This is a genomic window from Acinetobacter sp. S4397-1 (genome assembly GCF_024129285.1).
Taxonomy (GTDB): Bacteria; Pseudomonadota; Gammaproteobacteria; order Pseudomonadales; family Moraxellaceae; genus Acinetobacter; species Acinetobacter lwoffii_C.
In genome coordinates this window covers 23,932-45,529 of the sequence record NZ_JAMXXZ010000016.1, presented here as the reverse complement: position 1 = coordinate 45,529, position 21,598 = coordinate 23,932, and the positions used below count along the sequence as shown (strand labels likewise).

At 45.4% G+C, this 21,598-nt stretch carries 19 protein-coding genes; 11 read left to right on the top strand and 8 right to left on the bottom strand.

Features of this window, described 5'->3' with window-relative positions; genetic code table 11:
* Positions 1–47 precede the first annotated feature (47 nt).
* The 3 genes from minC to NI467_RS09425 all read right to left on the bottom strand — a co-directional run bounded on the left by minC (position 48) and on the right by NI467_RS09425 (position 2,913).
* On the bottom strand, positions 48–755 hold the full coding sequence (gene minC / locus NI467_RS09435) for a septum site-determining protein MinC (protein WP_253152601.1): 708 nt from the start codon (positions 753–755) through the stop codon (positions 48–50).
* A 157-nt stretch (positions 756–912) separates the two neighbouring features.
* Entirely contained in the window at positions 913–1,980 is a 1,068-nt protein-coding gene (locus NI467_RS09430) for a preprotein translocase subunit SecA (protein ID WP_253152599.1), read from the bottom strand.
* Positions 1,981–1,986: 6 nt separating this feature from the next.
* Entirely contained in the window at positions 1,987–2,913 is a 927-nt protein-coding gene (locus NI467_RS09425; protein ID WP_253152613.1) for an acyltransferase, read from the bottom strand.
* Positions 2,914–3,163: 250 nt separating this feature from the next.
* Between NI467_RS09425 and NI467_RS09420 the strand changes: the two genes are divergently transcribed.
* From NI467_RS09420 to NI467_RS09380, 9 genes are all read left to right on the top strand, one after another.
* The gene (locus NI467_RS09420) at positions 3,164–3,817 is read left to right on the top strand and encodes an OmpA family protein (RefSeq protein ID WP_151203720.1); all 654 of its coding nucleotides are present in this window, start codon (positions 3,164–3,166) and stop codon (positions 3,815–3,817) included.
* Between the two features lie 146 nt (positions 3,818–3,963).
* Positions 3,964–6,003 carry a UvrD-helicase domain-containing protein gene (locus NI467_RS09415; protein ID WP_151203722.1) on the top strand — a complete coding sequence of 680 codons (2,040 nt, stop codon included), beginning with the start codon at positions 3,964–3,966 and terminating at the stop codon, positions 6,001–6,003.
* A 47-nt stretch (positions 6,004–6,050) separates the two neighbouring features.
* A complete protein-coding gene (gene dut, locus NI467_RS09410; RefSeq protein ID WP_253152597.1) occupies positions 6,051–6,503 on the top strand; it encodes a dUTP diphosphatase in 453 nt (150 codons plus the stop codon).
* Positions 6,504–6,926: 423 nt separating this feature from the next.
* Entirely contained in the window at positions 6,927–8,345 is a 1,419-nt protein-coding gene (locus tag NI467_RS09405; protein WP_253152588.1) for a phosphomannomutase/phosphoglucomutase, read from the top strand.
* Positions 8,346–8,355: 10 nt separating this feature from the next.
* Positions 8,356–9,264: an acetylglutamate kinase gene (gene argB, locus NI467_RS09400; protein WP_151203728.1), complete on the top strand. Its 909-nt coding sequence runs from the start codon at positions 8,356–8,358 to the stop codon at positions 9,262–9,264.
* Between the two features lie 265 nt (positions 9,265–9,529).
* On the top strand, positions 9,530–10,378 hold the full coding sequence (locus NI467_RS09395; protein WP_151206578.1) for a class II glutamine amidotransferase: 849 nt from the start codon (positions 9,530–9,532) through the stop codon (positions 10,376–10,378).
* 319 nt (positions 10,379–10,697) lie between these two features.
* Positions 10,698–11,153 (top strand): bacteriohemerythrin, encoded by a 456-nt coding sequence (locus NI467_RS09390; RefSeq protein ID WP_151203732.1) that lies wholly within the window; start codon positions 10,698–10,700, stop codon positions 11,151–11,153.
* Positions 11,154–11,307: 154 nt separating this feature from the next.
* Positions 11,308–12,387 (top strand): hypothetical protein, encoded by a 1,080-nt coding sequence (locus tag NI467_RS09385; RefSeq protein WP_253152586.1) that lies wholly within the window; start codon positions 11,308–11,310, stop codon positions 12,385–12,387.
* A complete protein-coding gene (locus NI467_RS09380) occupies positions 12,387–12,716 on the top strand; it encodes an RnfH family protein (protein ID WP_253152584.1) in 330 nt (109 codons plus the stop codon). The genes NI467_RS09385 and NI467_RS09380 overlap by 1 nt, the downstream gene beginning before the upstream one ends.
* Positions 12,717–12,817: 101 nt before the next feature.
* Here NI467_RS09380 and NI467_RS09375 read toward each other — a convergent pair whose 3' ends face one another.
* The gene (locus NI467_RS09375; protein WP_151203738.1) at positions 12,818–13,216 is read right to left on the bottom strand and encodes an outer membrane protein assembly factor BamE; all 399 of its coding nucleotides are present in this window, start codon (positions 13,214–13,216) and stop codon (positions 12,818–12,820) included.
* Between the two features lie 113 nt (positions 13,217–13,329).
* Between NI467_RS09375 and fur the strand changes: the two genes are divergently transcribed.
* Positions 13,330–13,767 (top strand): ferric iron uptake transcriptional regulator, encoded by a 438-nt coding sequence (gene fur / locus NI467_RS09370; protein ID WP_253152582.1) that lies wholly within the window; start codon positions 13,330–13,332, stop codon positions 13,765–13,767.
* A 70-nt stretch (positions 13,768–13,837) separates the two neighbouring features.
* Here fur and NI467_RS09365 read toward each other — a convergent pair whose 3' ends face one another.
* Positions 13,838–14,959, bottom strand: a complete 1,122-nt coding sequence (locus tag NI467_RS09365; protein ID WP_151203742.1) for a PilT/PilU family type 4a pilus ATPase — start codon at positions 14,957–14,959, stop codon at positions 13,838–13,840.
* A gap of 30 nt (positions 14,960–14,989) precedes the next feature.
* On the bottom strand, positions 14,990–16,027 hold the full coding sequence (locus NI467_RS09360; protein WP_151203744.1) for a type IV pilus twitching motility protein PilT: 1,038 nt from the start codon (positions 16,025–16,027) through the stop codon (positions 14,990–14,992).
* Between the two features lie 123 nt (positions 16,028–16,150).
* On the opposite strand from NI467_RS09360, the gene NI467_RS09355 reads away from it, so the two are divergent.
* A complete protein-coding gene (locus NI467_RS09355; protein WP_253152569.1) occupies positions 16,151–16,840 on the top strand; it encodes a YggS family pyridoxal phosphate-dependent enzyme in 690 nt (229 codons plus the stop codon).
* A 30-nt stretch (positions 16,841–16,870) separates the two neighbouring features.
* Here the strand turns inward: NI467_RS09355 and NI467_RS09350 are convergent, their stop codons facing one another.
* Together NI467_RS09350 and NI467_RS09345 are read right to left on the bottom strand one after the other, a co-directional pair.
* Positions 16,871–17,977 (bottom strand): acyltransferase, encoded by a 1,107-nt coding sequence (locus NI467_RS09350; RefSeq protein ID WP_151203747.1) that lies wholly within the window; start codon positions 17,975–17,977, stop codon positions 16,871–16,873.
* 2 nt (positions 17,978–17,979) lie between these two features.
* Entirely contained in the window at positions 17,980–21,591 is a 3,612-nt protein-coding gene (locus NI467_RS09345; protein ID WP_253152541.1) for an AAA family ATPase, read from the bottom strand.
* Positions 21,592–21,598: the final 7 nt, after the last annotated feature.

Sequence of the window (21,598 nt, the reverse complement as noted above, 5' to 3'; positions counted from 1 at the left end):
TCAAATCCCCTATAAAAAATGGGGGTTATTTGGTGTTTATTTATACATTAAAATTGTAGAGCCTCAAATACAAGCTCTTGTTGATCATTCAAATAAATATGCACAGATTTTTTCAATACATGTGCTGGAATGTCATCGGCCACACAATAGGTTCCTGCAATCGAAACCAGCTCTGCTTCAAGTGCATGACAGAAAATACGTGCTGCATGATTGCCACCTGCACCTGCAATTACCCGGCCACGCGCACTACCATAGATATGAATATTGCCTGATGCAATCACTTCTGAACCGCTGTTGATTCCGGCAGTGATAATAATGTCACCTTGATGCTGCACAATACATTGGCCGGTGCGCAAGATTTCATCATGATAAGACGTCACATGGGCAATGACGGGTGCTGAATCTGCCTGCTGGTCATCGGCCGCTTCAGGTTTCACCTCAACCACCTGCTCCTTGCTGGCTTTAATCTCTTGCATTTGGCGATCAGGGGGTAGCACCGGGAACTGAATGGCGCGGGCCTGATCACCTAAAATACCTTCAGTCACAGCCATTGGCTGGACTTCCAGATCAATCAGCAATTGGATCAGGGCAATGAGTTCCTGGTCGACTGAACTTTCAATAACTGCCAAAGTACCCGGTGGAAATGCAGCTTGTAATTTGGGTGTAAGTTGCTGGCGGATGGCATGATGATCATTTGTGTCCAGGCTAATGCGCAGCGCATTGACCATTCTGCCTTTTATCCGTATGTCAGCCATAGTTCTTCCTTAATACTTCTGACCTGCTGGTTTATATCGAAGCAATGTTGTAAATAGTACAAATCCTAGAACAAATTTGAGTAATTCTCTAGCGATCCACGTTATTTTTTTAGGCGAACAGTAGACACCAATTTTCATGAATTCTATAAATAAAAATTCATGAACTGATTGACTGCTGATTTTGCTCATATTCTTCCAGGAGCTGTTGCCATTGCTTAATCTTGACCTGTTTGCGGATCGTTTCAATTGTTTCAAAAACAGCCGATTCGACCAATTTATCAATATGAGGACTGTGTTCAATCTGAATCTGGCTGATTTTATCGGAAATCAGGGCAAAAGTCGGATTGTCCTGTGAACCATCACGATATGTAAAGGGATCAATCAGCCCCTGAGTAATATTTTCCCCAAGACGTTGTCCAATGCTTTGAATTTGCTGTTCAATCCGACCGCCAACAATGGGGATCAGCCTAAGGAGCTGGGTGAGTTCAGGCGTATCTTCAATGGCCTGATTCACGATCTGGCCCACATTTTTGGCAATGCCTAAACGTTGGGCCTGTAATTCTCTTCCCAGAGACTCCTGCAAAATATCAGCCAGTGCAACAGCCAGTAATTTACGGTGCTGTTCAATTAGCTCATCGATTAATTGTTTATGCGAGGTACTAGTAGTGACTTCCCGCTGGATACCATCCAGTACGGTTAACACCACCCGGCTGGAAAGCTCTTCCATCAGCAGGCTGTAGTAGAAATGACCACGCTTGTACCAGGAATCAGGAATCACTTTATAGCCATGCTTGTGCAGGTTATAGCCGATGGTCACAGCCCGTAACAGACGCAGGAAGCGTAATTGCGGAATAATTGCCAGAACTTCGTACCAGTGCACAAAAGGGAAAAACCACCAGCGGCGATGATGATTTAATAGGCTTGCAATGAGCCAGCGTACCAGAAGCTCAATGATCAAAAAAGTGGTAAACCAGCCTTCAGTAATAATGACCCAAGGCCGTAATTCACTTTTATAAAACTGTAAGATTTCAGGTACCTGAGCAAAATCAAACAGCCATTGACCAAAATCACTTACTAAAATTGCATTGGCACTGAGGCAGAACAGATTGATGATGATCAGCGCCATCATGAAGATGTCGTAGAGCAGTGCAATTTTCCAGCCCCAAGAGCCCTTGCGGATAAACTTAAATGAGCTGGACACAGTGTCCGCTTTGTCGTTCTTCATAATCTCTCAGGCAGAAACTGCTACAAGTGCTTGCTGCATTTGTTCAATTCGTTGATCCTTTTCGGACCAAATCTGGTCGACCCATTGTTGGAAGCGGGCACGATATTCGGCATCATCCTCATAATTACCGCCCAGCACCCAATCCGGAATGTCAATTTTTCTCAAATCCACGGCAATGCGCGGTACTTCACCCAGCCAGAATTCGCCATAACCCGGCACACCGTCCGGATAGACAATCGTCATATCCACCAGGGCATCAATCTTGTCACCTAAAATATTCAGGGCCAACGCCAGTCCACCGGCCTTGGGTTTGAGCAAATGCCGATAAGGCGATTTTTGCTGCTCATGCTTTTCATGGGTGAAACGCGTGCCTTCCAGATAATTCAGCAACGTAAAGGGCTGACTGACCAATTGCTCGCAGGCCTGACGCGCTTCTTCAATATCGCGATATTTCAGGGCTGGATTTTTGGTAATCTGTTCTTTACTGTGCCTTTTCATCATCGGGAACCCAAGGATTTTAAACGCTTGGCCAACAAATGGGATAAAAATAAGTTCCCATTTTGTAAAGAAACGGGTAAGTGGCATTCGGGTCAGGCCAAAATACTGGTTGACGGTGGTATCGACCCAGCTTTGGTGGTTGCAGGTCATCAGGTAGCGCCCCTGCATATTCAGATCCAGAGCCTCATCAATCGTGATCTGCCAGTCGGTATTTTTCAGGACATGGTCAATCAGCCAGTTATTGACCGCCAGCCAGCTGTTGGTGATCTTGATATTGGTTTCATCCACTTTGGATGATTTTTTGAATAATTTGGTCAGACCTAATGCCAGTACCGGAGGACCATGAAAGAAAGTGCTTCCAGTCATAACTGAAGTGACAGTCAGGCCGCGTGCCAATTTTTTTAAAGTCATTTTTTGCTTGCTATTCGATGACATATACAAACAGTTCCAGAGATGAATCATTTAAATTTCATTATATTTTGAACAATATAGTAGGAGTTGAGGAAATAGAAAAGGCCAGATCTTAAACTATGAAGAAACTGTGGTGAAACTTGTTGTTACAGTTACATATGAACATTACAAAAAGTTGCTAAAAAGTTTATTATTAACAAAAAATAAATGGTTATCCCATTATTTTTAAATCATTATCTGATTTATACGACAAAGACAAACAAGGAGGCATGCGATGCGTGCACTAGTAATTTCAGCAGTTGTGGCAGGGGCGGTAGCGCTGACAGGCTGTCAATCTACAGGTAATAATATTGGTGGCGTTGAGTATGATAAAGCTGCTCTAGGTACGCTTATCGGTGCTGCAGCGGGCTATGGTGTGTCTAAAGGCAACGCAAACACCAGCCGTCAAAACAACCGTGCAGCTGCAATTGGTGCAGTTGTTGGTGGTGCAGCGGGTGTTTATCTTGACAGCAAAGAGAAAAAATTGCGTCAGCAAATGGCTGGAACGGGTGTAGAAGTTGGCCGTAATCCGGATGGTTCTGTTGGCTTGATCATGCCGGGTAATATTACTTTCGATACAAATAAAGCAAATATCAAACCTAACTTCTATGCAACTTTAGACAAAGTTGCCCAGACGCTGGCGGAAGATAACAAAAGCGGTATTCTGGTAACAGGTTATACAGACAGCACGGGTAATGATTCTATCAACATTCCACTGTCTCAAGCGCGTGCTCAATCTGTAGCAAGCTACATGGCTTCACGTGGTATTTCAACTGCACGTATTAATGCGCAAGGTCACGGTTCAGCGAATCCGATCGCATCAAACGCGACTGCAGAAGGTCGTGAACAAAACCGTCGTGTAGAAATCAGCATTTACGCGATTCAATAATTCTTTATCAAACCTTGATGAATTGAAAAACCACCTTCGGGTGGTTTTTTTTATGACAGCGCATTGACTGCTAAAACACAATTTGGATTAGGCAAACGGCTGCGGAGATGACTATAATCGGAGCCGAATTTAGAAGAGGAAGTCCTATGTCACTCGCCAGTCAGTTAAATGACAAGCAACTTGAAGCCATGAAATATACTCAAGGACCCTTGTTAGTACTTGCCGGAGCGGGTTCAGGCAAGACCTCCGTGATTACCCGAAAAATTGCCTATCTGGTTAAGCATTGCGGAATTCCGGCTCACCGGATTACAGCCATGACATTTACCAACAAGGCGGCGCGCGAAATGAAAGAGCGTGTGACCAAGCTGTTAACTCGTGAAGAGGCCAAAGGTCTTTCGGTTTCGACGTTCCATACCTTTGGTCTAAATCTGCTGCGTCTGGAGCTTAAACACACACCGCTCAAGGCCAACTTCTCGATCCTGGATGCTGATGACTGTAAACGGATTCTGATGGATCTGATGCATCGTGACAATTTATCTGGTGCTGAAAGCAAAGAGCTGATCGCCAAAGCTATGAAGATGATTTCGGACTGGAAAAATGATCTGATTCCACCCGAACAGGCGCATACCACCTGTGAAACAGCGGAAGATGTTCAGTTTGCGCATTTGTATCAGCTCTATGAGCGCAATTTGCGTGCCTATAACGCGGTTGATTTTGATGACCTGATCGTGATGCCGACGCGTCTTCTCCAGGAAAATGCAGAAGTCCGTGACAAATGGCAGAACCGGGTGCGCTATTTGCTGGTCGATGAATATCAGGATACCAATACGGCGCAGTATATTCTGGTGAAGCTGCTGGTCGGCGTGATGGGGCAGTTCACTGCTGTAGGCGATGATGACCAGTCGATCTATGCCTGGCGCGGCGCCAAGCCCGAAAATATGGCCTTATTACAACAGGATTTCCCCAACCTGAAAGTGATCAAACTGGAACAGAATTACCGTTCAACCAGCCGTATTTTAAAAGCCGCCAATACGGTGATTGGTAATAACCCGCATATTTTTGATAAAAAGCTCTGGTCAGACAAAGGCCATGGCGAGGTTATTCGAATCATTACTTGCCGTAATGACGATGATGAAGCCGAACGCGTGGTCAAAGACCTGATCACTCATAAGCTGATGAATGGCAAAAACTGGAAAGATTATGCGATTTTGTATCGTGGAAACTTTCAGGCACGTATTCTGGAAACCCAGTTACGCCAGATGCAGATTCCCTACAAGCTGTCTGGTGGCCAGTCTTTCTTCGCACGTGCAGAAATCAAGGACGTCATGAGTTATTTACGCGTGATTATTAACCCGGAAGATGACAGTGCATTTCTGCGTATTATTAATACGCCAAAGCGGGCAATTGGTCCGGTGACGCTGGAAAAGCTGGGCCTGTTTGCACAGGAAAATAACCTGTCCTTGTTGGCAGCAGCCGGTGATCAGCGCCTGACGATGGCCATCCCTAAAAAAGCCACCACACAGCTGGCTGAATTTTCTGACTTTATCAGTAATTTCACGCGTGAGTTGCTAGACGATGATGAGCCTGTACCGATTATCCGTCAGATGATGGTCGAAGCGGGGTATATCGACTATGTCAAAGAGTCGGCCGCGACACCGGCCCAGGAAAAAACCAAGCTGGATAATATTGAAGTGCTGTATAGCAGTATTCAAAGCCTGATTAACCGTGCTGAAGATGTCGATGAAAAGAATATCGAAAGCGTCATCCGCAAAATGGTATTGCTGGATATGCTTGAGCAGCAGCAGGAAGAAGAAGACACCGACAAGGTGAACTTGTTGACCCTGCACGCCTCCAAAGGTCTGGAATTCCCCTATGTTTATCTGATCGGACTGGAAGAAGAAATTCTGCCGCATAAAAACTCGATTGCTGCAGAAACGGTCGAGGAAGAGCGTCGTCTGATGTATGTGGGGATCACCCGGGCACGTCAGGGTCTGACTATTACATTGGCCGAGCAGCGTAAAGCGGGCGGGCAAATGAAACAGATGACGCCAAGCCGCTTTTTAGATGAGCTGCCAGAAGATGAGCTGGAATGGCTGGGCCGCAAGAAAAAACTGGCCGGTAATATCGATCCAAAATTGCAGGCGCAGCAATATCTGGAAAATTTACGTGCCTTAATCAAGCGCTAATTTTTTAATACTTAGTTTTTAATAGATCGTCACAGGAAAAGTAATTCATGAAAGTTCAGGTAAAAGTCCTTGATTCACGTCTGGGGCAAGAATGGCCAATGCCGACCTATGCAACAACTGGTTCGGCTGGATTGGACTTGCGTGCTTGTGTGGAAGAAACCACTCGTATTGAGCCGGGACAAACGGTTCTGGTAAAAACCGGCCTGTCCATTTATATTGAAGATCCGGCTTTTGCGGGTCTAATTCTGCCACGTTCAGGTCTAGGCCATAAGCACGGGATTGTACTAGGCAATCTTGTGGGGCTGATTGACTCAGATTATCAAGGCGAATTGATGGTATCGGTATGGAATCGTAGTCAAACTGCCTTTAGTCTGGAGCCAGGTGAGCGTCTGGCCCAGTATGTATTGGTGCCGGTGGTTCAAGCGCAGTTTGAGCTGGTCAATGAATTTGAAGCCACTGAACGTGGTGCCGGTGGCTTTGGTCACACCGGTCAGGCTTAAATGACCTAAATAAAATGATCTGGTGAATTGTTTTAACCAGATCATTTTATGGTCAAAAAAATCAATAAACATATATCTGAATATATTGCTGATCAAAATCTTTTAACTAAGCCTTAAAATATAAAAAACAATAAAAATTATTTTCTTCTCATTTAATGAATATGATTTGTATAAAGAGAAATCTTATGACAGGAGAAAATATTTATTTAAATACATTTAATGTTTACTAAAAATATTTTTTCTAGACTTTTTTGTATATAAATCCCTCTATAAAAGCTGAATAACTATATTTGTATAATTGATTGTTACATTAAAATGAGCTAAAAGTATGCAGTCTTAAAACAACAATACTGTTTAAAGTCATAATGATTAAATCATTATTTTATCCTGCCAGCATTAAATTGATAGTAAAAAGAAGATTATATGGGATCTATGAATCATCCATTTCCTCTGCATATTTTTCGTGCCTATGACATCCGGGGAAAAGTGAGTTTACTTAGTACGGGTGTAATTGACGCGATTGCCCATGGCCTTGCCCAGCAATATCGTGCTGCTGCACAGACTCGGGTTGCAATTGGATATGATGCCCGGATCAGCAGCCCCGCCTTTGCCGAAATTCTTCAAGGTATTTTTGGTCAGTATTCGATAAAAGCCACCATTATCGGTTGCTGCTCCAGCCCGATGCTGTATTTTACGGCGCGTCAGTTCGACGGTAATGGCGTGATGGTAACGGCCAGCCATAATCCCAAAGAGGATAATGGAATTAAATGGATTATTTCCGGTGAACCGCCTTGCCCGCAGATGATTCAAAATGTGGCGCAACTGGCTAAACAGCATTGCCACAGCGAACTTGCCAACATCCCTCAACGTCCCCATTTGATTGCGCCAGAATTCTGCCTGCCTTATCAGTATGCAATCTTGCAAGATATTCAGCTAAAGAAAAATTTTAAAGTCGTACTGGATGGCCTGCATGGTTCGGCCGGCCGCTGTGCCAAGCTGGTACTGGAAAAGTTGGGTTGTGAGGTGACGGCTTTGCGTTGTGTGGCCAATGGTGAGTTTCCGGATCATGCGCCGGACCCTTCTCAGGAAGCACATCTGAAAACATTGTATCAGACGGTTATTCAGCAACAAGCCGATATAGGAATTGCCCTGGATGGTGATGGGGATCGTGTGGTTCTGGTGGATGAGCTGGGAAATATCATTAGTGCTGATCAGTTGCTGTGCTTATTTGCCAAAATCTGTTTGACCGGTTCAGAAGCAAAACAGTTTGTTTATGACGTGAAATGTTCGACCCTGGTTCGTAATACTGTGCAGGAGCTAGGCGGTGAAGCAGTGATGATCCGTACGGGAAGTTCCTTTTTACGTAAATATTTGGCTCATTCCCAGAATCAGGCTGTTTTTGGGGGAGAATATGCCGGTCATTATGTATTTAATGACGGACGGGGCTGCGGCTATGATGATGGGCTATATGCTGCGTTACGCGTCATAGAATATCTTGACCAGACGGGACAAAGTTTAGCTCAGGTATTACAGGCCTATCCCAAACGCTATGGTACAGAAGACCTTTATATTGCGACCCGTGATATTCAGGCCAATGAGCTTTTAGAGCTTGTCGAGCAGCAATCTCAACAATTCAATGCACAAATGAGTACAATTGATGGGATACGTCTTGATTTTGAGGACGGTTTTGGCATCATTCGGGCATCCAATACAGGTGAATATTTTACAGTACGCTTTGACGCCAGCAGTGCTCAGCGTCTGAATGAAATCCGTCATCTGTTTGTAAGCATGTTGCGGGATCGTTATCCAGAAATCGCGCAAGACATTTTAGATGCTCAATAAGGAGAGGCGAATGCCAAATCAGCAGACCGGCATCGACAAAGCACAAATTCTGACAGAAGCTTTGCCGTATATCCAACGCTTTACAGGAAAGACTCTAGTCGTCAAGTATGGCGGTAACGCAATGACGGATCCTGAGCTGGAAAGTTCGTTTGCCCGTGATATCGTCTTGTTGAAAACTGTCGGCCTGAATCCGGTGGTGGTGCATGGGGGCGGTCCACAAGTGGATTCCATGTTAAAACAGCTTGGGCGTGAATCTGACCGTATTGATGGGATGCGTGTGACAGACCCGGCCACCATGGAAGTGGTTGAAATGGTGCTGGGCGGTAGTGTCAATAAATCTATCGTGAATTTAATTAACCAGCACGGTGGCCGGGCAATTGGCCTGACTGGTAAAGATGGGAATCTGCTGCGCGCTAAAAAGCTGCTCATGAAAAAAACGGCAGATGATGGTTCGGTTGAGGAAATTGATCTCGGACTGGTCGGCGAAGTCGTTGGGGTAAAAACCGATGTCCTAGAAATGTTTACCAACAGCGACTTTATTCCAGTGATTGCTCCACTTGGCGTAGATGAAGAAGGCAATACTTACAATATTAATGCCGATCTGGTGGCAGGCAAAGTCGCAGAAGCCTTGGGGGCGGAAAAACTGATCCTGCTGACCAATATCACCGGTGTACTGGATGAAAATAAAAAACTGCTGACTGGTCTGAGCACACAGGAAGTAGATCGCCTGATCGAAACCGGGGTGATTTATGGTGGTATGATTCCTAAAGTTGGATGCGCTCTAGATGCAGTCAAAGGTGGAGTGGTCAGTGCGCATATCGTCGACGGCCGTGTTCCACATGCCAGCTTGCTGGAAATTTTTACCGATCACGGGGTGGGAACCTTGATTACCAACCGTTCCAAGCCACATTGTGCTTAAGACATTATTTTAAAATTTTAAAGAGCCTCCCTTGAGGCTCTTTTTGATCCTATGTTTTAGTCAAACTGGGCAAATTCTCCAACCTTCAGGTTTTGAATGCTCAGAGATCGAAAGTGCATGGCTCAATAAAACAGTAATATATCCCGCTTTCTGTCAATGCAGTGCTGAAGAGCATTACAGCGCTGATCTAAAAGAGATATTTGAAATGCGCTGAGGAGTCATGCACAATAACTTTTCTGAATTAACCAACAGCTGAACCAAGACTATGTGCCAATTGCTTGGAATGAACTGTGCGACTCCCACAGATATTACCTTCTCATTTCGTGGATTCTCCCAGCGTGCAGGTATTACTTCCGATCATTCGGATGGTTTTGGAATCGCTTTTTTTGAAGATAAAGCCTGTCGTCTGTTTGTCGATAACCAGTCTGCTGTCGAGTCACCGATTGCTGAGCTGATTCGTAATTATCCGATTAAATCCCGTAATGTGATTGCGCATATCCGTAAAGCGACCCAAGGTAAAATCAGCCTGGAAAATTCTCATCCTTTTAGCCGTGAGCTGTGGGGGCGGCAATGGATTTTTGCCCATAATGGTGATTTACATCATTTTTCTCCCGAGCTGAGTGGCCGCTTTACACCCGTGGGCAATACCGACAGTGAGTATGCTTTTTGCTATCTGCTGGATCAGCTGGTCAAACGTTTTGGCTACCATGAACCAAAGCTGGATCAGATCTTTGATTTGTTAATTGAAATCTCACCGACCATTGCCGAGCATGGAACCTTTAACTTCTGCCTGTCAAATGGGCAAGCCCTGTTTAGCTATGCGGTAACCAAATTACACTGGCTGGTGCGGGAATATCCTTTTAAACCTGCCCAATTGATTGATATTGATGTCGAAGTGGACTTTAGTCAGGTGACTACTCCTGAAGACCGGGTCGCTGTGATTACCACGGAACCTTTGACCCAAAATGAGCAGTGGACAGCATTTCAGCCGGGGGAAATGATCCTGTTCCGGAATGGCGCCAGAGTTCGGTCTGAAGTAACCCATATTGCGCGTTTAGTACGTGAAAGACTGGATCCTTCTTTAAAGCGAATGACTAAAGCTGATTTATATTAGGGATGTGTAGATAATTCGTTTATACGGATAAATATAGATATTTAAAAGCATCTTCAAAAATAAATTTTAAAAAACAGGAGTTACTCCTGTTTTTTTATCAATAAAATGAAAAATATAATATTAAAAACCAATGGATTGATTAAAAAATACTTTATGATTCTGGTCGGGTTTAAAATGTATTAGTTATAAGAAACAAGGATTTATGTTAATAGTTCGCGATAATACCGAAAGCCGACTAATTTACTTGATTTTTATTTATAGGTATTCCCTATATGATTGTATTCATGTGATAAATCCTTAATATGAATAGGTGGTCGTAATGAAAATGAAATGGATTCCAGATTATAATACTGGTATCGATGTGATTGACGATCAGCATAGACGCATTCTTGATTATATCAATGAGATTGATGACCTAGATGCCGATAGTGATCGTGATCGGATTAAACAGGTTCTGGAAAATATTATTGATTATACCCAATCACATTTTACTTTCGAAGAATCTCTGCAAGAAGAAGCAGGTTATAAATATCGTGTACCACATAAACGTGTACATGACCTGTTTATTAAAAAAATCGAATCTTATCGTGACCGTTTTGAAATGGGGCATTCGATTGAAGCGGAATTGCATGAAGTATTATCTAAATGGCTGATTAACCATATTCAGCATGATGATGCCGATTATGTGGGGGCAGTCAAAGAAAATATGATCGGAATTCTGAAAGAGAAAGAAAAGAAAAAAGGTAAAAACTGGTTTGCCCGTTTCTTCTCATAATCTGGAAGAACTCCGCACAGATTGAGATAAAAAAAATTAAAATTCTAATAATAAGTTCGCGCAGCAAATCACTGTCTTGGTGATTTGCTTTTTTGTTTTTGATTTTCATGGCCTCACAAGGCAAAATAGCGCTAGGTTTTTATAGGAATGCATCATGCAGGACAAAGCTATGTCAAAATGGTTATCACCGCTGATGGCTTTCTGTTTATCGTTTATTATCATCGCGACGCTCGCACCGATAACAGGTATACAGACTGATCGTCAGCTGGATTTCTGGATGCTCTGGTTAGGCACCATGCTGATTCTGGCGCTTCCCGTTTGCTATTTGGAAATTGCCTTAGCCAAACGCTCTAAAACCACCGCCGTGCAAGCGCTGTCAAGTTTGACCCGGGAAGCGGATGCATCACAAAAATGGCGTATTGTTGGCTGGCTTGGCGTGATTTTTATTCCATTTTTAGCCGGTGCCATGCTCAACAACGCCAGTGGTTTACTCAGCATTGCGGCGATTGACGTTGCGCCGCAAATACTGTTTGCAGGCCTTGCCGTATTCGCGTTGGCGCTCTCTTTGCTTCCCCGTCAAATTTTACTGTTGCTGAGTACCGTCGGGGTATTGGCTTCGCTGGCCTTTGCCCATATACAGGGAACGGCACTACCTGCCTGGCAAATCACCCCAATTGAATTTTCAGAGTGGGGCAATGCAACGGTACTGGCTTTGGTGGCCAGTGGTCTGGGAATGGGACTGTACTGGCAGTCCAGCCTTGCAAGTGTAAAAGAGCAATCTGTTGCAACTAAAACTGTACTGCCAATCTGGATCGCGCAATTGCTGGCCGTGGTGGCCTTTGCTTTCTTTGCTGTTAAGGCACAAATTTCAGCTTTGACATTGTGCGCAGCAATTGTGGCTGCTGCCGCATTTATACTGCAAATGGCACGTGAGCAGTTGCAACAACGTCAGCTAAATATCGCCATGCAATGGCTGATTCTAAGTGTAGCGACTCTGATCTGGCTTATTCCAAATACAGCTCCGGTGTTTAATGGCTTGTTAATCATCTGGGGGCTGCTCATTTGCCTGGTCTATGCCATTTTTGCGGGCTGGATCATGAAGATTAGTCATTTACGTAAGTCTATGAATTTCAGCAATGAAGCTTTTTATAATATCTGGCGTATTGCGGTGCGTGTCGTCCTGCCGCTTTCTATCATCATTGCATTGCTGGCTGTGATCGGGCAGTGGGTGTGATGAGTAAGGCCATGGTCTGGGTGGCCTATGCCACCCCGGAACAGCAGTTTCATATTGCATTGCCTTTTCAGGCTGGAATGACTGCGCTGGATGCTGTTCAGCAAAGTGGAATTGCACAGCAGGTCACTTTGCCTGAGCCGCTGGTATTAGGAATTTTTGGAATGCGCTTGCAGAATCAGCAGCAGCCATTGGCTGCTGGGGATCGTGTAGAAATTTATCGTGTATTGACCATTAATCCCCAAGATATACGCCGTAAACGTGCAGAAAAAAATCCGGTGGGCCGTTATGCCAAGGGAAACCGTTTTAAGCAACTCAAGACATCTTCCTAGGAACTGACGACTGATTCGGTGTATTTGCTGGTAATTTGATAGATCAATTGAGTTAATCGGAAAACCCCTGAAAATTCAGGGGCTTTTTTATGAAAAACCGACTATAGTGGAGGTGCGTTTAAAATTGCTTCTTTAGAACCTGGTAAACCGGGTTGAGATGCTGGAATTGTTTCCAGACCTTCAATCCGCTGCACCACGCCAGATTCATTAAAGTAGATTTTTAAATGCTGGCCTTGGGCGGCTGGGATCTTGGCCTTTTTGGCATATGTTCCCGGGGTATAGTTGTAGATGTAGTCCCAGCGTAAAGGATTCATTGGATCTGTCACCGTTGGGCTGCCGAGTAAGAAACGTACCTGTTGGTGATTCATTCCCACCTGGATTTTGGAAGCCTGCGCTTGAGTGAGAGGAGTACCCTGCGGTATATCTACTTTGTAGACACCTAATGCCGAACAGCCGACCAGCAGTGAGGTGACGAATAACGTCAACATGAGTTTTTGCATTTTGCTACACTATCCCAATTAATTATGATGCATTTGATCCAAGGATAGATCATACTGCATCTAAACTTTGTTGCCTATATTCCAACTTTGATTTTGTTGAGAGACCTTTTTACATGCCTATTTCAAACCAAGATTTACGAAAAGCTGGACTGAAAGTCACCCTTCCACGAATTAAAATATTAGAATTATTAGAAAACTCTAAACAGCATCATCTTAGTGCGGAAGATATTTACAAGACTTTACTCGAACAGGGAGAAGATGTCGGTCTTGCAACTGTGTATCGTGTGTTAACGCAATTTGAAGCCGCGGGAATTATTGAACGTCATAATTTTGAAAACAATCATTCCGTTTTTGAAATTATGCAGGAAGATCATCACGACCATCTGGTCTGTGTGAATTGTAGCAAAGTTGTTGAATTTATTAATGATACCATTGAAAAAGAGCAGCATGACGTGGCTCGGGAGTTCGGCTTCGAGCTAACCGGTCACTCGCTTAATTTATACGGTTACTGTGATGCCTATGAATGTCAGGAAGCTTACCGTAAAAAATAATCCCGGCTCAGCTTAAAATAAGAAAAACAGGCTTCATAAGAAGCCTGTTTTTCTTATGGCTCTTAAATGATCAGCTTTGACCATCAAAGGTGATATTGGAATTGGCACGCAATAAATGCTCGCCGCCTTCTTCAGACAGCTTAATTTGCAGACGCAGGTCGTTTGGTGAATCCGCATGTTTTAGGGCATCTTTATAGCTGATCTGTTTGGCTTTATATAAATCATAAAGTGCCTGGTCAAAGGTTTGCATGCCCAGCTCGCGCGAGCGTTTCATCAGGTCCTTGATCTCATGCACATCACCTTTACGGATTAGGTCTGCCACCAGAGGCGAGTTAATCAGAAGTTCGATGGCTGCCCGACGACCATTTCCATCCACTGTTGGAATCAGCTGCTGCGCCACGATGGCCTTCATGTTTAAGGATAGATCCATAAACAGCTGGCTATGACGGTCTGCTTCAAAGAAGTGGATAATCCGGTCAATGGCCTGGTTGGCATTGTTGGCGTGCAGGGTCGCAAAGACCAGATGGCCGGTTTCGGCAAAGGCAATTGCATAGTCCATGGTTTCACGGGAACGAATCTCACCAATCAGGATCACATCTGGTGCCTGACGCAGGGTGTTTTTCAGGGCGATTTCAAAGGAGTCTGTATCAATCCCGACTTCGCGCTGGGTGATGATACACCCCTTATGCTGATGGACGAATTCGATCGGATCTTCAATGGTAATGATATGGCCCTTGGAATTTTCATTGCGGTAGCCAATTAGCGAGGCCAGTGAGGTCGATTTACCTGTACCAGTGGCCCCTACAAAAATGATGATGCCACGTTTGGTCATTGCCAGTTCTTTAAGAATCGGTGGCAACTTCAGTTGGTCCATGGTGGGAATTACGGTTTCAATCCGGCGCAGGACCATGCCCGGCTGATCGCGTTGCTGAAAAGCGCTGACACGAAAGCGCGCAGTCTTGTCCGGATTGCTGATCGCAAAGTTACATTCACGGGTTTCTGCAAACTCTTTACGCTGTTTTTCAGTCATGATGGAGTTTAAAAGTTGCCCCACCGCAGCCCCTGGTAATTTTACCGAACCAATCGGCACAATCTGGCCATTAATTTTGATAGAAGGTTCGACATCGGCTGTAATAAACAGATCCGAGGCCTTTTTCTCTACCATATAATTCAGTAAGCCATTAAAGTCCATGCTCAAGCCCCCAATATAATGAACTGTTTTTTATAAGAATGATTCAGGCTGTTTGGCTGCTGTACGCGCTACTTGCGGGCTGATGATTCCTTTGGAAACCAGGGTTTTTAGGCTTTGATCCAGTGTGGTCATTCCATAGTTGGCACCTGTTTGAATCGCAGAGTACATTTGCGCGATCTTATTTTCACGGATCAGGTTACGGATCGCTGGAATACCGATCATGATTTCATGTGCTGCCACACGACCACCACCATTTTTTTTGAGCAGGGTTTGTGAAACAACGGCCTGTAAAGACTCTGATAGCATGGCACGTACCATGTCTTTTTCCTCGGCCGGGAAGACGTCAATCACACGGTCAATCGTTTTGGCTGCGGAGGTGGTGTGCAGGGTACCAAAGACCAGGTGACCGGTTTCTGCCGCGGTTAAGGCCAGGCGGATGGTTTCAAGGTCACGCATCTCACCGACCAGAATAATATCCGGGTCTTCACGTAGTGCTGAACGCAGTGCTTCATTAAAGCCGTGCGTATCACGGTGGACTTCACGCTGGTTGACCAGACATTTTTTCGACTGGTGTACAAATTCAATGGGGTCTTCAACCGTCAGAATATGGTCATAACGGTTATCATTGATATAATCGAGCATGGCGGCAAGGGTGGTTGATTTACCCGAGCCGGTGGGTCCGGTGACCAGTACCAGGCCACGTGGATATTCACTGATATCTTTAAAAATCTGGCCCATGCCTAAATCTTCAAGGGTCAGGACTTTTGAAGGAATGGTACGAAATACCGCACCAGCGCCACGGTTCTGGTTAAAGGCGTTGACACGGAAACGGGCCACACCTGGAACTTCAAAAGAAAAGTCAGTTTCCAGGTTTTCTTCATAATCACGGCGCTGCTTATCGTTCATGATGTCATAAACCAGCTTGTGTACTTCCTTATGTTCCAGTGCAGGCAGGTTAATACGACGTACTTCACCATCTACACGGATCATCGGCGGTAAGCCGGCAGATAAGTGTAAATCTGACGCACCATTTTTAGCAGAAAAGGCTAACAGTTCTGTGATATCCATCAGGTCCCCAATTTCATTAAAATATTATTTATTTTGCTAGAATAATAAGGCTTTCCGTCAGCTTAACCAACCCTTAGTTGGCGAGCAAGGGAAAAAAATCAGGACAAAATGAGAACCTCATCAATGAATATGCTGCAACAGTCACGAAATCAGGTTTTAGCTCAGATTCAGAGCGCATGTACCCAGGCCGGACGTGAACCGGATTCGGTACAACTTTTGGCGGTCTCCAAAACTCAGCCAAGCGCTATCCTGGCGCAGATGTATGAGGCCGGACAGCAGGCCTTTGGTGAAAACTATCTGCAAGAAGCACTGGAAAAAATCACGGCTCTAAAAGCGCTGGACATTGAGTGGCATTTTATTGGACATGTACAGCGTAATAAAACCCGGCCTCTGGCAGAACATTTTGCCTGGGTGCATGGGGTGGATCGTCTGATTATTGCCGAACGTTTATCCAATCAGCGTCGCGATTCTCAAGCGGCACTGAATATTTGTCTACAAGTAAATATTGACGGACAGGACAGTAAGGATGGTTGTCAGCCTGAAGAACTTAGCGAACTGGTGAAGCAGATCAGCCCATTACCGAATATACGCTTACGCGGCCTGATGGTGATTCCTGCTCCTGAAAATACCCGGGCCTTTGCAGATGCCAAAGCCTTATTTGATGCGGTAAAGACTCAGCATGCCCATCCTGAGGACTGGGATACTTTGAGTATGGGCATGTCTGCCGATATGACCGAAGCGATTGCAGCTGGCTCTACCATGGTTCGTGTCGGAACAGCGCTGTTTGGTGCGCGTCCTAAAAAGGCTGAATAAAGCCGGTCAGATTCTTTGGGCAAAAAAGCGTTATTGCAGGGTATTGGATAACGCTTGGTTTCTTTGTGGTTCAAGCCATTTGGCCATGAGCCAGGCAAAGAGGATTAAGCCACACATGCTGCCGAGTAGCGCTAATACAGCACCACCGAGACCATAAGCCAGCGTTGCAGGCACAGTCCCTAAAATAAATAACAGTAATGGAAAATGGGTGGCATAGAGCGTATAAGAAAAATTTGCAGACTGCACCCAGACCGGATGATAGCAGCTCTGCTGCTGTTGTAGCTGCACCAGCCAGCAGACAAAGGCCAGTCCGATGCAAATATTAAAAGGCACAAAATAATGCGTGGTGTAAAATTTTGTTTGTTCAATCACCTGAAATTGATAGGCATCCAGACAGGCAATGATCAAGGCTACAGCTAACAGGGCGGATTTAATGGCTTGTAAGCGGTCTAAAAAATGGAGCTGGAGATGACGGTGTGCACTGGCGAACGCTGTCAGCCAGAGCAGAAAATAAAACAGAAACTGGATATTCAACACCGACAGCGTAGTGAACAGAAGTAGAAAGACGATTTTGGCGAGTTCAGAGGTTTTCAGAAAAGGCAGAAATCCGGCCAGCACATAGAACCAGACTTCAAAACTCAGACTCCAAAGGGGTGCGTTGGCAGATACGGTGGGGCCAATAAAGCCATTCAGAAACAGCAGCGAAGCGATAAAATCTGGAGCTGTAATGTCATAGTCAGTCCGGATCATCATGCCAAAACTGTTCTGAAAATGATGGCTTTGTGAAGCAAAAAACCAAGGCGCCAGCATATATAAAACCAAGCTTAAAGCAGAAGCAAACAGAAAAGGTGGTAAAATCCGGCGACAACGCTGCCGCGCATAATGCCGTACATTAAACTGACCATAGCGTCGGGAATGGTTCTGGATGGAAGTTCCGATCAAATAGCCACTCAGTACAAAAAAGATCATGACTGCGGCCTGACCCAGCAGACGCACCCATGAATACAGGCTGAGATCAAAAGGGGCAATAAAGGCCTGAAAGCAGTGACTAAATAGTACTATTATCGCACTGATGCCTCGCAAGCTCTCTAGCTGTAAGCTGAAATAGGGCGAGAGCTGGTTCGGCGGATGGGTCATCTTTAACCTATAATCTCGATTGTACTGGCACCGGCACCGACCGGTTTGACCTGAATTTGTACCGGAATGCGTTCATGCATTTCCTGAACATGCGAAATCAGTACCACTTTACGGCCCTGACTCTGCAAATGATCCAGAGCATTCATTACCATGTGCAAGGAGGCCGGATCCAGCGTACCAAAGCCTTCATCAATAAACAGGGATTCCAGTTTCATCGAGCCGGAGGCCATATTGGCAATCGCCAAAGCCAGCGCCAGCGAAACCAGGAAAGTTTCCCCCCCGGATAAAGAGAGCACCGGACGCACTTCGCTGTTCATGTCCAGATCAATAATGGCCAGACTTAAACTGTCCGGAATCCGGTACAGCTGATAACGCGGTGCCAGCGGCTGTAACTGCTGGTTAGCGTATTCCACCAATATATCCAGATGATGCTCTTGGGCAATTTTCTGGAATTTGCTGCCTTCCTTGTGTCCGATCAGGTCATAGATCCGACCCCAGCGGTATTCTTCAGCTTTGACCTGTTCAATCTGATGCTGGTGTCTTTGCAAGGTCACCTGATTATTGGCATGAATCCTTAGCTTGGTATCGACTTCATTAAAGGCATTTTGTTGTTCAGCCTTTTCCTGAGCCAGTTTATTTAAGTGTAGTTCAACTTCTTCAAAGCTCAGTTCGGGCTTGGATTTCAGATGATGCTGATATTGTTCTTCCAGAATCTGCCAGGCCGTTTTGGCATTTCCTACAGTCTGATGCTGTAGCTGTAATTGCTGGCGGATTTGCTGGTGCTGTTGCAGATCAATATTTAGGCACTGCTGGATATGCTCATGATTAAAATCAGGATGCCGACTTTGCCAGTGTTGAATCGCCTGCTGACATTGTTCAATCTGCTGCTGCAGTTGCTGAATCTGGGTGCTGATACTTTGCTTTTTCAATTCAGCCTGTTGCAAGCGCTGTTCATGTTGCTGGGCAATAAGCTGTTGTGCCCGTAGCTGCTCATCCAGTATGTGTTGCTGCTGTTCCAGATGGTCACGCCATTCCTGTGCCGTGCGATAGCTTTGTCCGGCATGACTGAGAGTCAGGCTATTCAGCTGTTCACGTAATGCTTTACCCTGGTGAAGCGCCGTCTCCAGCTTTTGTTGTAACCGCCCATCATGATGCTGATGCAGAATCAACTGATCACGTGCTTTTTCAAGTTGCTGATTGAGGTTTTGAATGTGGGTTTCTAGGGTTTTAAACTCTTGGCATTGCTGCTGGCGCTGTTGCAGTTGCTGAGACAGCTGCTGACAGCTCGAGCCAGTATCCTTGACCCAGACATTTTGCAGGGACTCGGGCAAATGTGCCAGAACGGGCTGAATCATCTGTTCTAGCTGGAGATACTGCTGCATGCTCAAATGCAGCTGATCCAGTTGTTGTTGTTGCTGACGCCAGCGTTTCCAGTCACCTTGCTGAGTCTGGAGCTGTTGTGCAAGCTGCTGTTGTTCTCGCTGCAGATGAATCGCATGTTGGCCAAGCTGCTGTTGTAGCTGCTCGGTATTCTGGTTTGCATTCACTTGCCAGCCAAAGTGTTGCATCTCCTGATGAAGCTGGGCTTTTTGCTGTGCCTGTGTGGTGGTGAGCTGTTGATTGCGCTGCTGTTGTTGCTCAATCAAGGTATGTAATTGAGATTGCTGGATCTGTGCCTGCTGCCATGCATGAGTCTGTTGCTGCAACTTTTCTTGGGCTTCCTGAAGCTGTTGATCATGCAGCTGCTGCAAGGCATTTTCCAGTAACTCCTGATGCTGCACAAAAGGGTGTTCATGACTGCCACAAACCATACAGGCTTCATCAGGTTTTAGCTGGGCGCGCAATTCCTGCACACTCTGCGCCTGTAACAGGCGTTGCTGTGCGAGCATCTGTTGCAGTTGTTCAAAGGACTGTTCGGCTTCTTGGCGCTGTTGTTGTAATTGAAGCAGTTCCGTGGTGAGTTGCTTTAAGGTATTTTGATGCTGCTGTAATTGGCTATTCAGTTGCTGGCTTTCAGCCTCAAGTCCAGCCATTTTCTGGGCAGCCTGGATCAGGCTTTCCAGTTTTAACTGTTGGATACCGGCTTGCTGTTGCTGGCTTTGCAGTTGCTGTAATTGCTGTTCGAGCTGCTCCAGATCGGTATAGCGCTGCGTGAATTCTTGCAAATTTTCAGCTAAGCGCTGTTGCTGCTGTTGCAGTTCAGCGGGGCCCGCTTGAAAAACTGCCGGAGACTGCTGCATAAATTTTTCACGCAGTGCCTGATATTCCTGCAAACGTTGCAGGGTGGCCTGCGGCTCATGATCAAAAGCCGCTAAAAATTCCTGTTGTTCGAGTTGTGCCTGAATCTGCTGAGATTGCAGCTGAAGCTGTTGTAACTGTTGTTCGGTCTGGCAGATCTGCTCCTGTACAGGCTGAATCTGCCGGGCTTTATAAGTCTGTTGCTCTGCTGCAAGCTGTTTATACTGCTCACCCACTGACTGTAGCTCATGATCCAGTTTTAATCCCTGATCGAGATAGGGTTTGATCTTTTGAAATTCTTGCTGCTGCTGTTGTTGCTGTTGCTGCAATTGAAGCAGCTTCTGCTGCTGAGTGTCACGTTGCTGCTGAATCGCTGAAAACTCGGCAACGACACTGTGCTGCTCGGCCAGAAAGTGGCTACGCTGATTTTGGAGCTGTTGTTGCTGGACAAATTGTTCCCGGATCTGCTGAAACTGGTCCAGCTGTTCCAGCAGCTGTTGTTGGGGTGCCATCTTCTGCTCGGCATCCAGCTGAACCATATAAATTTCTTTTTTGGCCTGAATTTCAGTATATAAATAATGCTGCTGACGATGCCATTTTAGATCATTGTCCAGCACTTTTTCACTCTGGTTAAAATGCTCAATCACCTGTTTTAAGGCAGTATGTTGCTGCTCTAAGGTGGCAATATCTGTTTCGGATAATAGCTCCAGATAGCCAATCTGTTTTTCTAGATCAGCCCGTTTCTGTTTAACTTCACTATGTTTTTCAAATGCTTTTTGGCTGACCAGACTGAAAATCTGTGAGTTGGTCAGATATTCCAGTAAATCGGCACGCTCATTATCCTTGGCTTTTAAAAAGGCACCGACTTCAGACTGAGCCAGCAGAACCGCACGGGTAAACTGCTCAAAACTCAAGCCCACCAGTTTTTCAATCAGTGGGGTACATTCAGAAATTTTCTGGTTTAACACCCGCTGATCATCCAGACAGGTAATGGCCCGTTCTACTTTTAAATTACCATCGACTTTTTGCCGGGCACGACGGATTTCCCAGCGTGCCGTATAGCGTTTCTGATCCAAAGCGATAAATTCAAGCTCGGCAAAACCCTGTACGCAGCCACGGCGCAGAATATTCTTGGTGTCCTTGATGGAGACATCCTGGCCGCCCGCATCTTTCAGGCTACCGGTTGCACCTTTCAGACGCGGAATTTCGTTATATAGCGCCAGACACATGGCATCGAGCAAGGTGGACTTGCCGGAGCCGGTTTTTCCGGTAATGGCAATCAGGCCAGCATAAGCCAGCGGGCTGGATTCAAAATCAATATGATGCGTACCAGCGAGAGAAGCGAGGTTATTTAGGCTCAGACGGATAATTTTCATGGCTGAT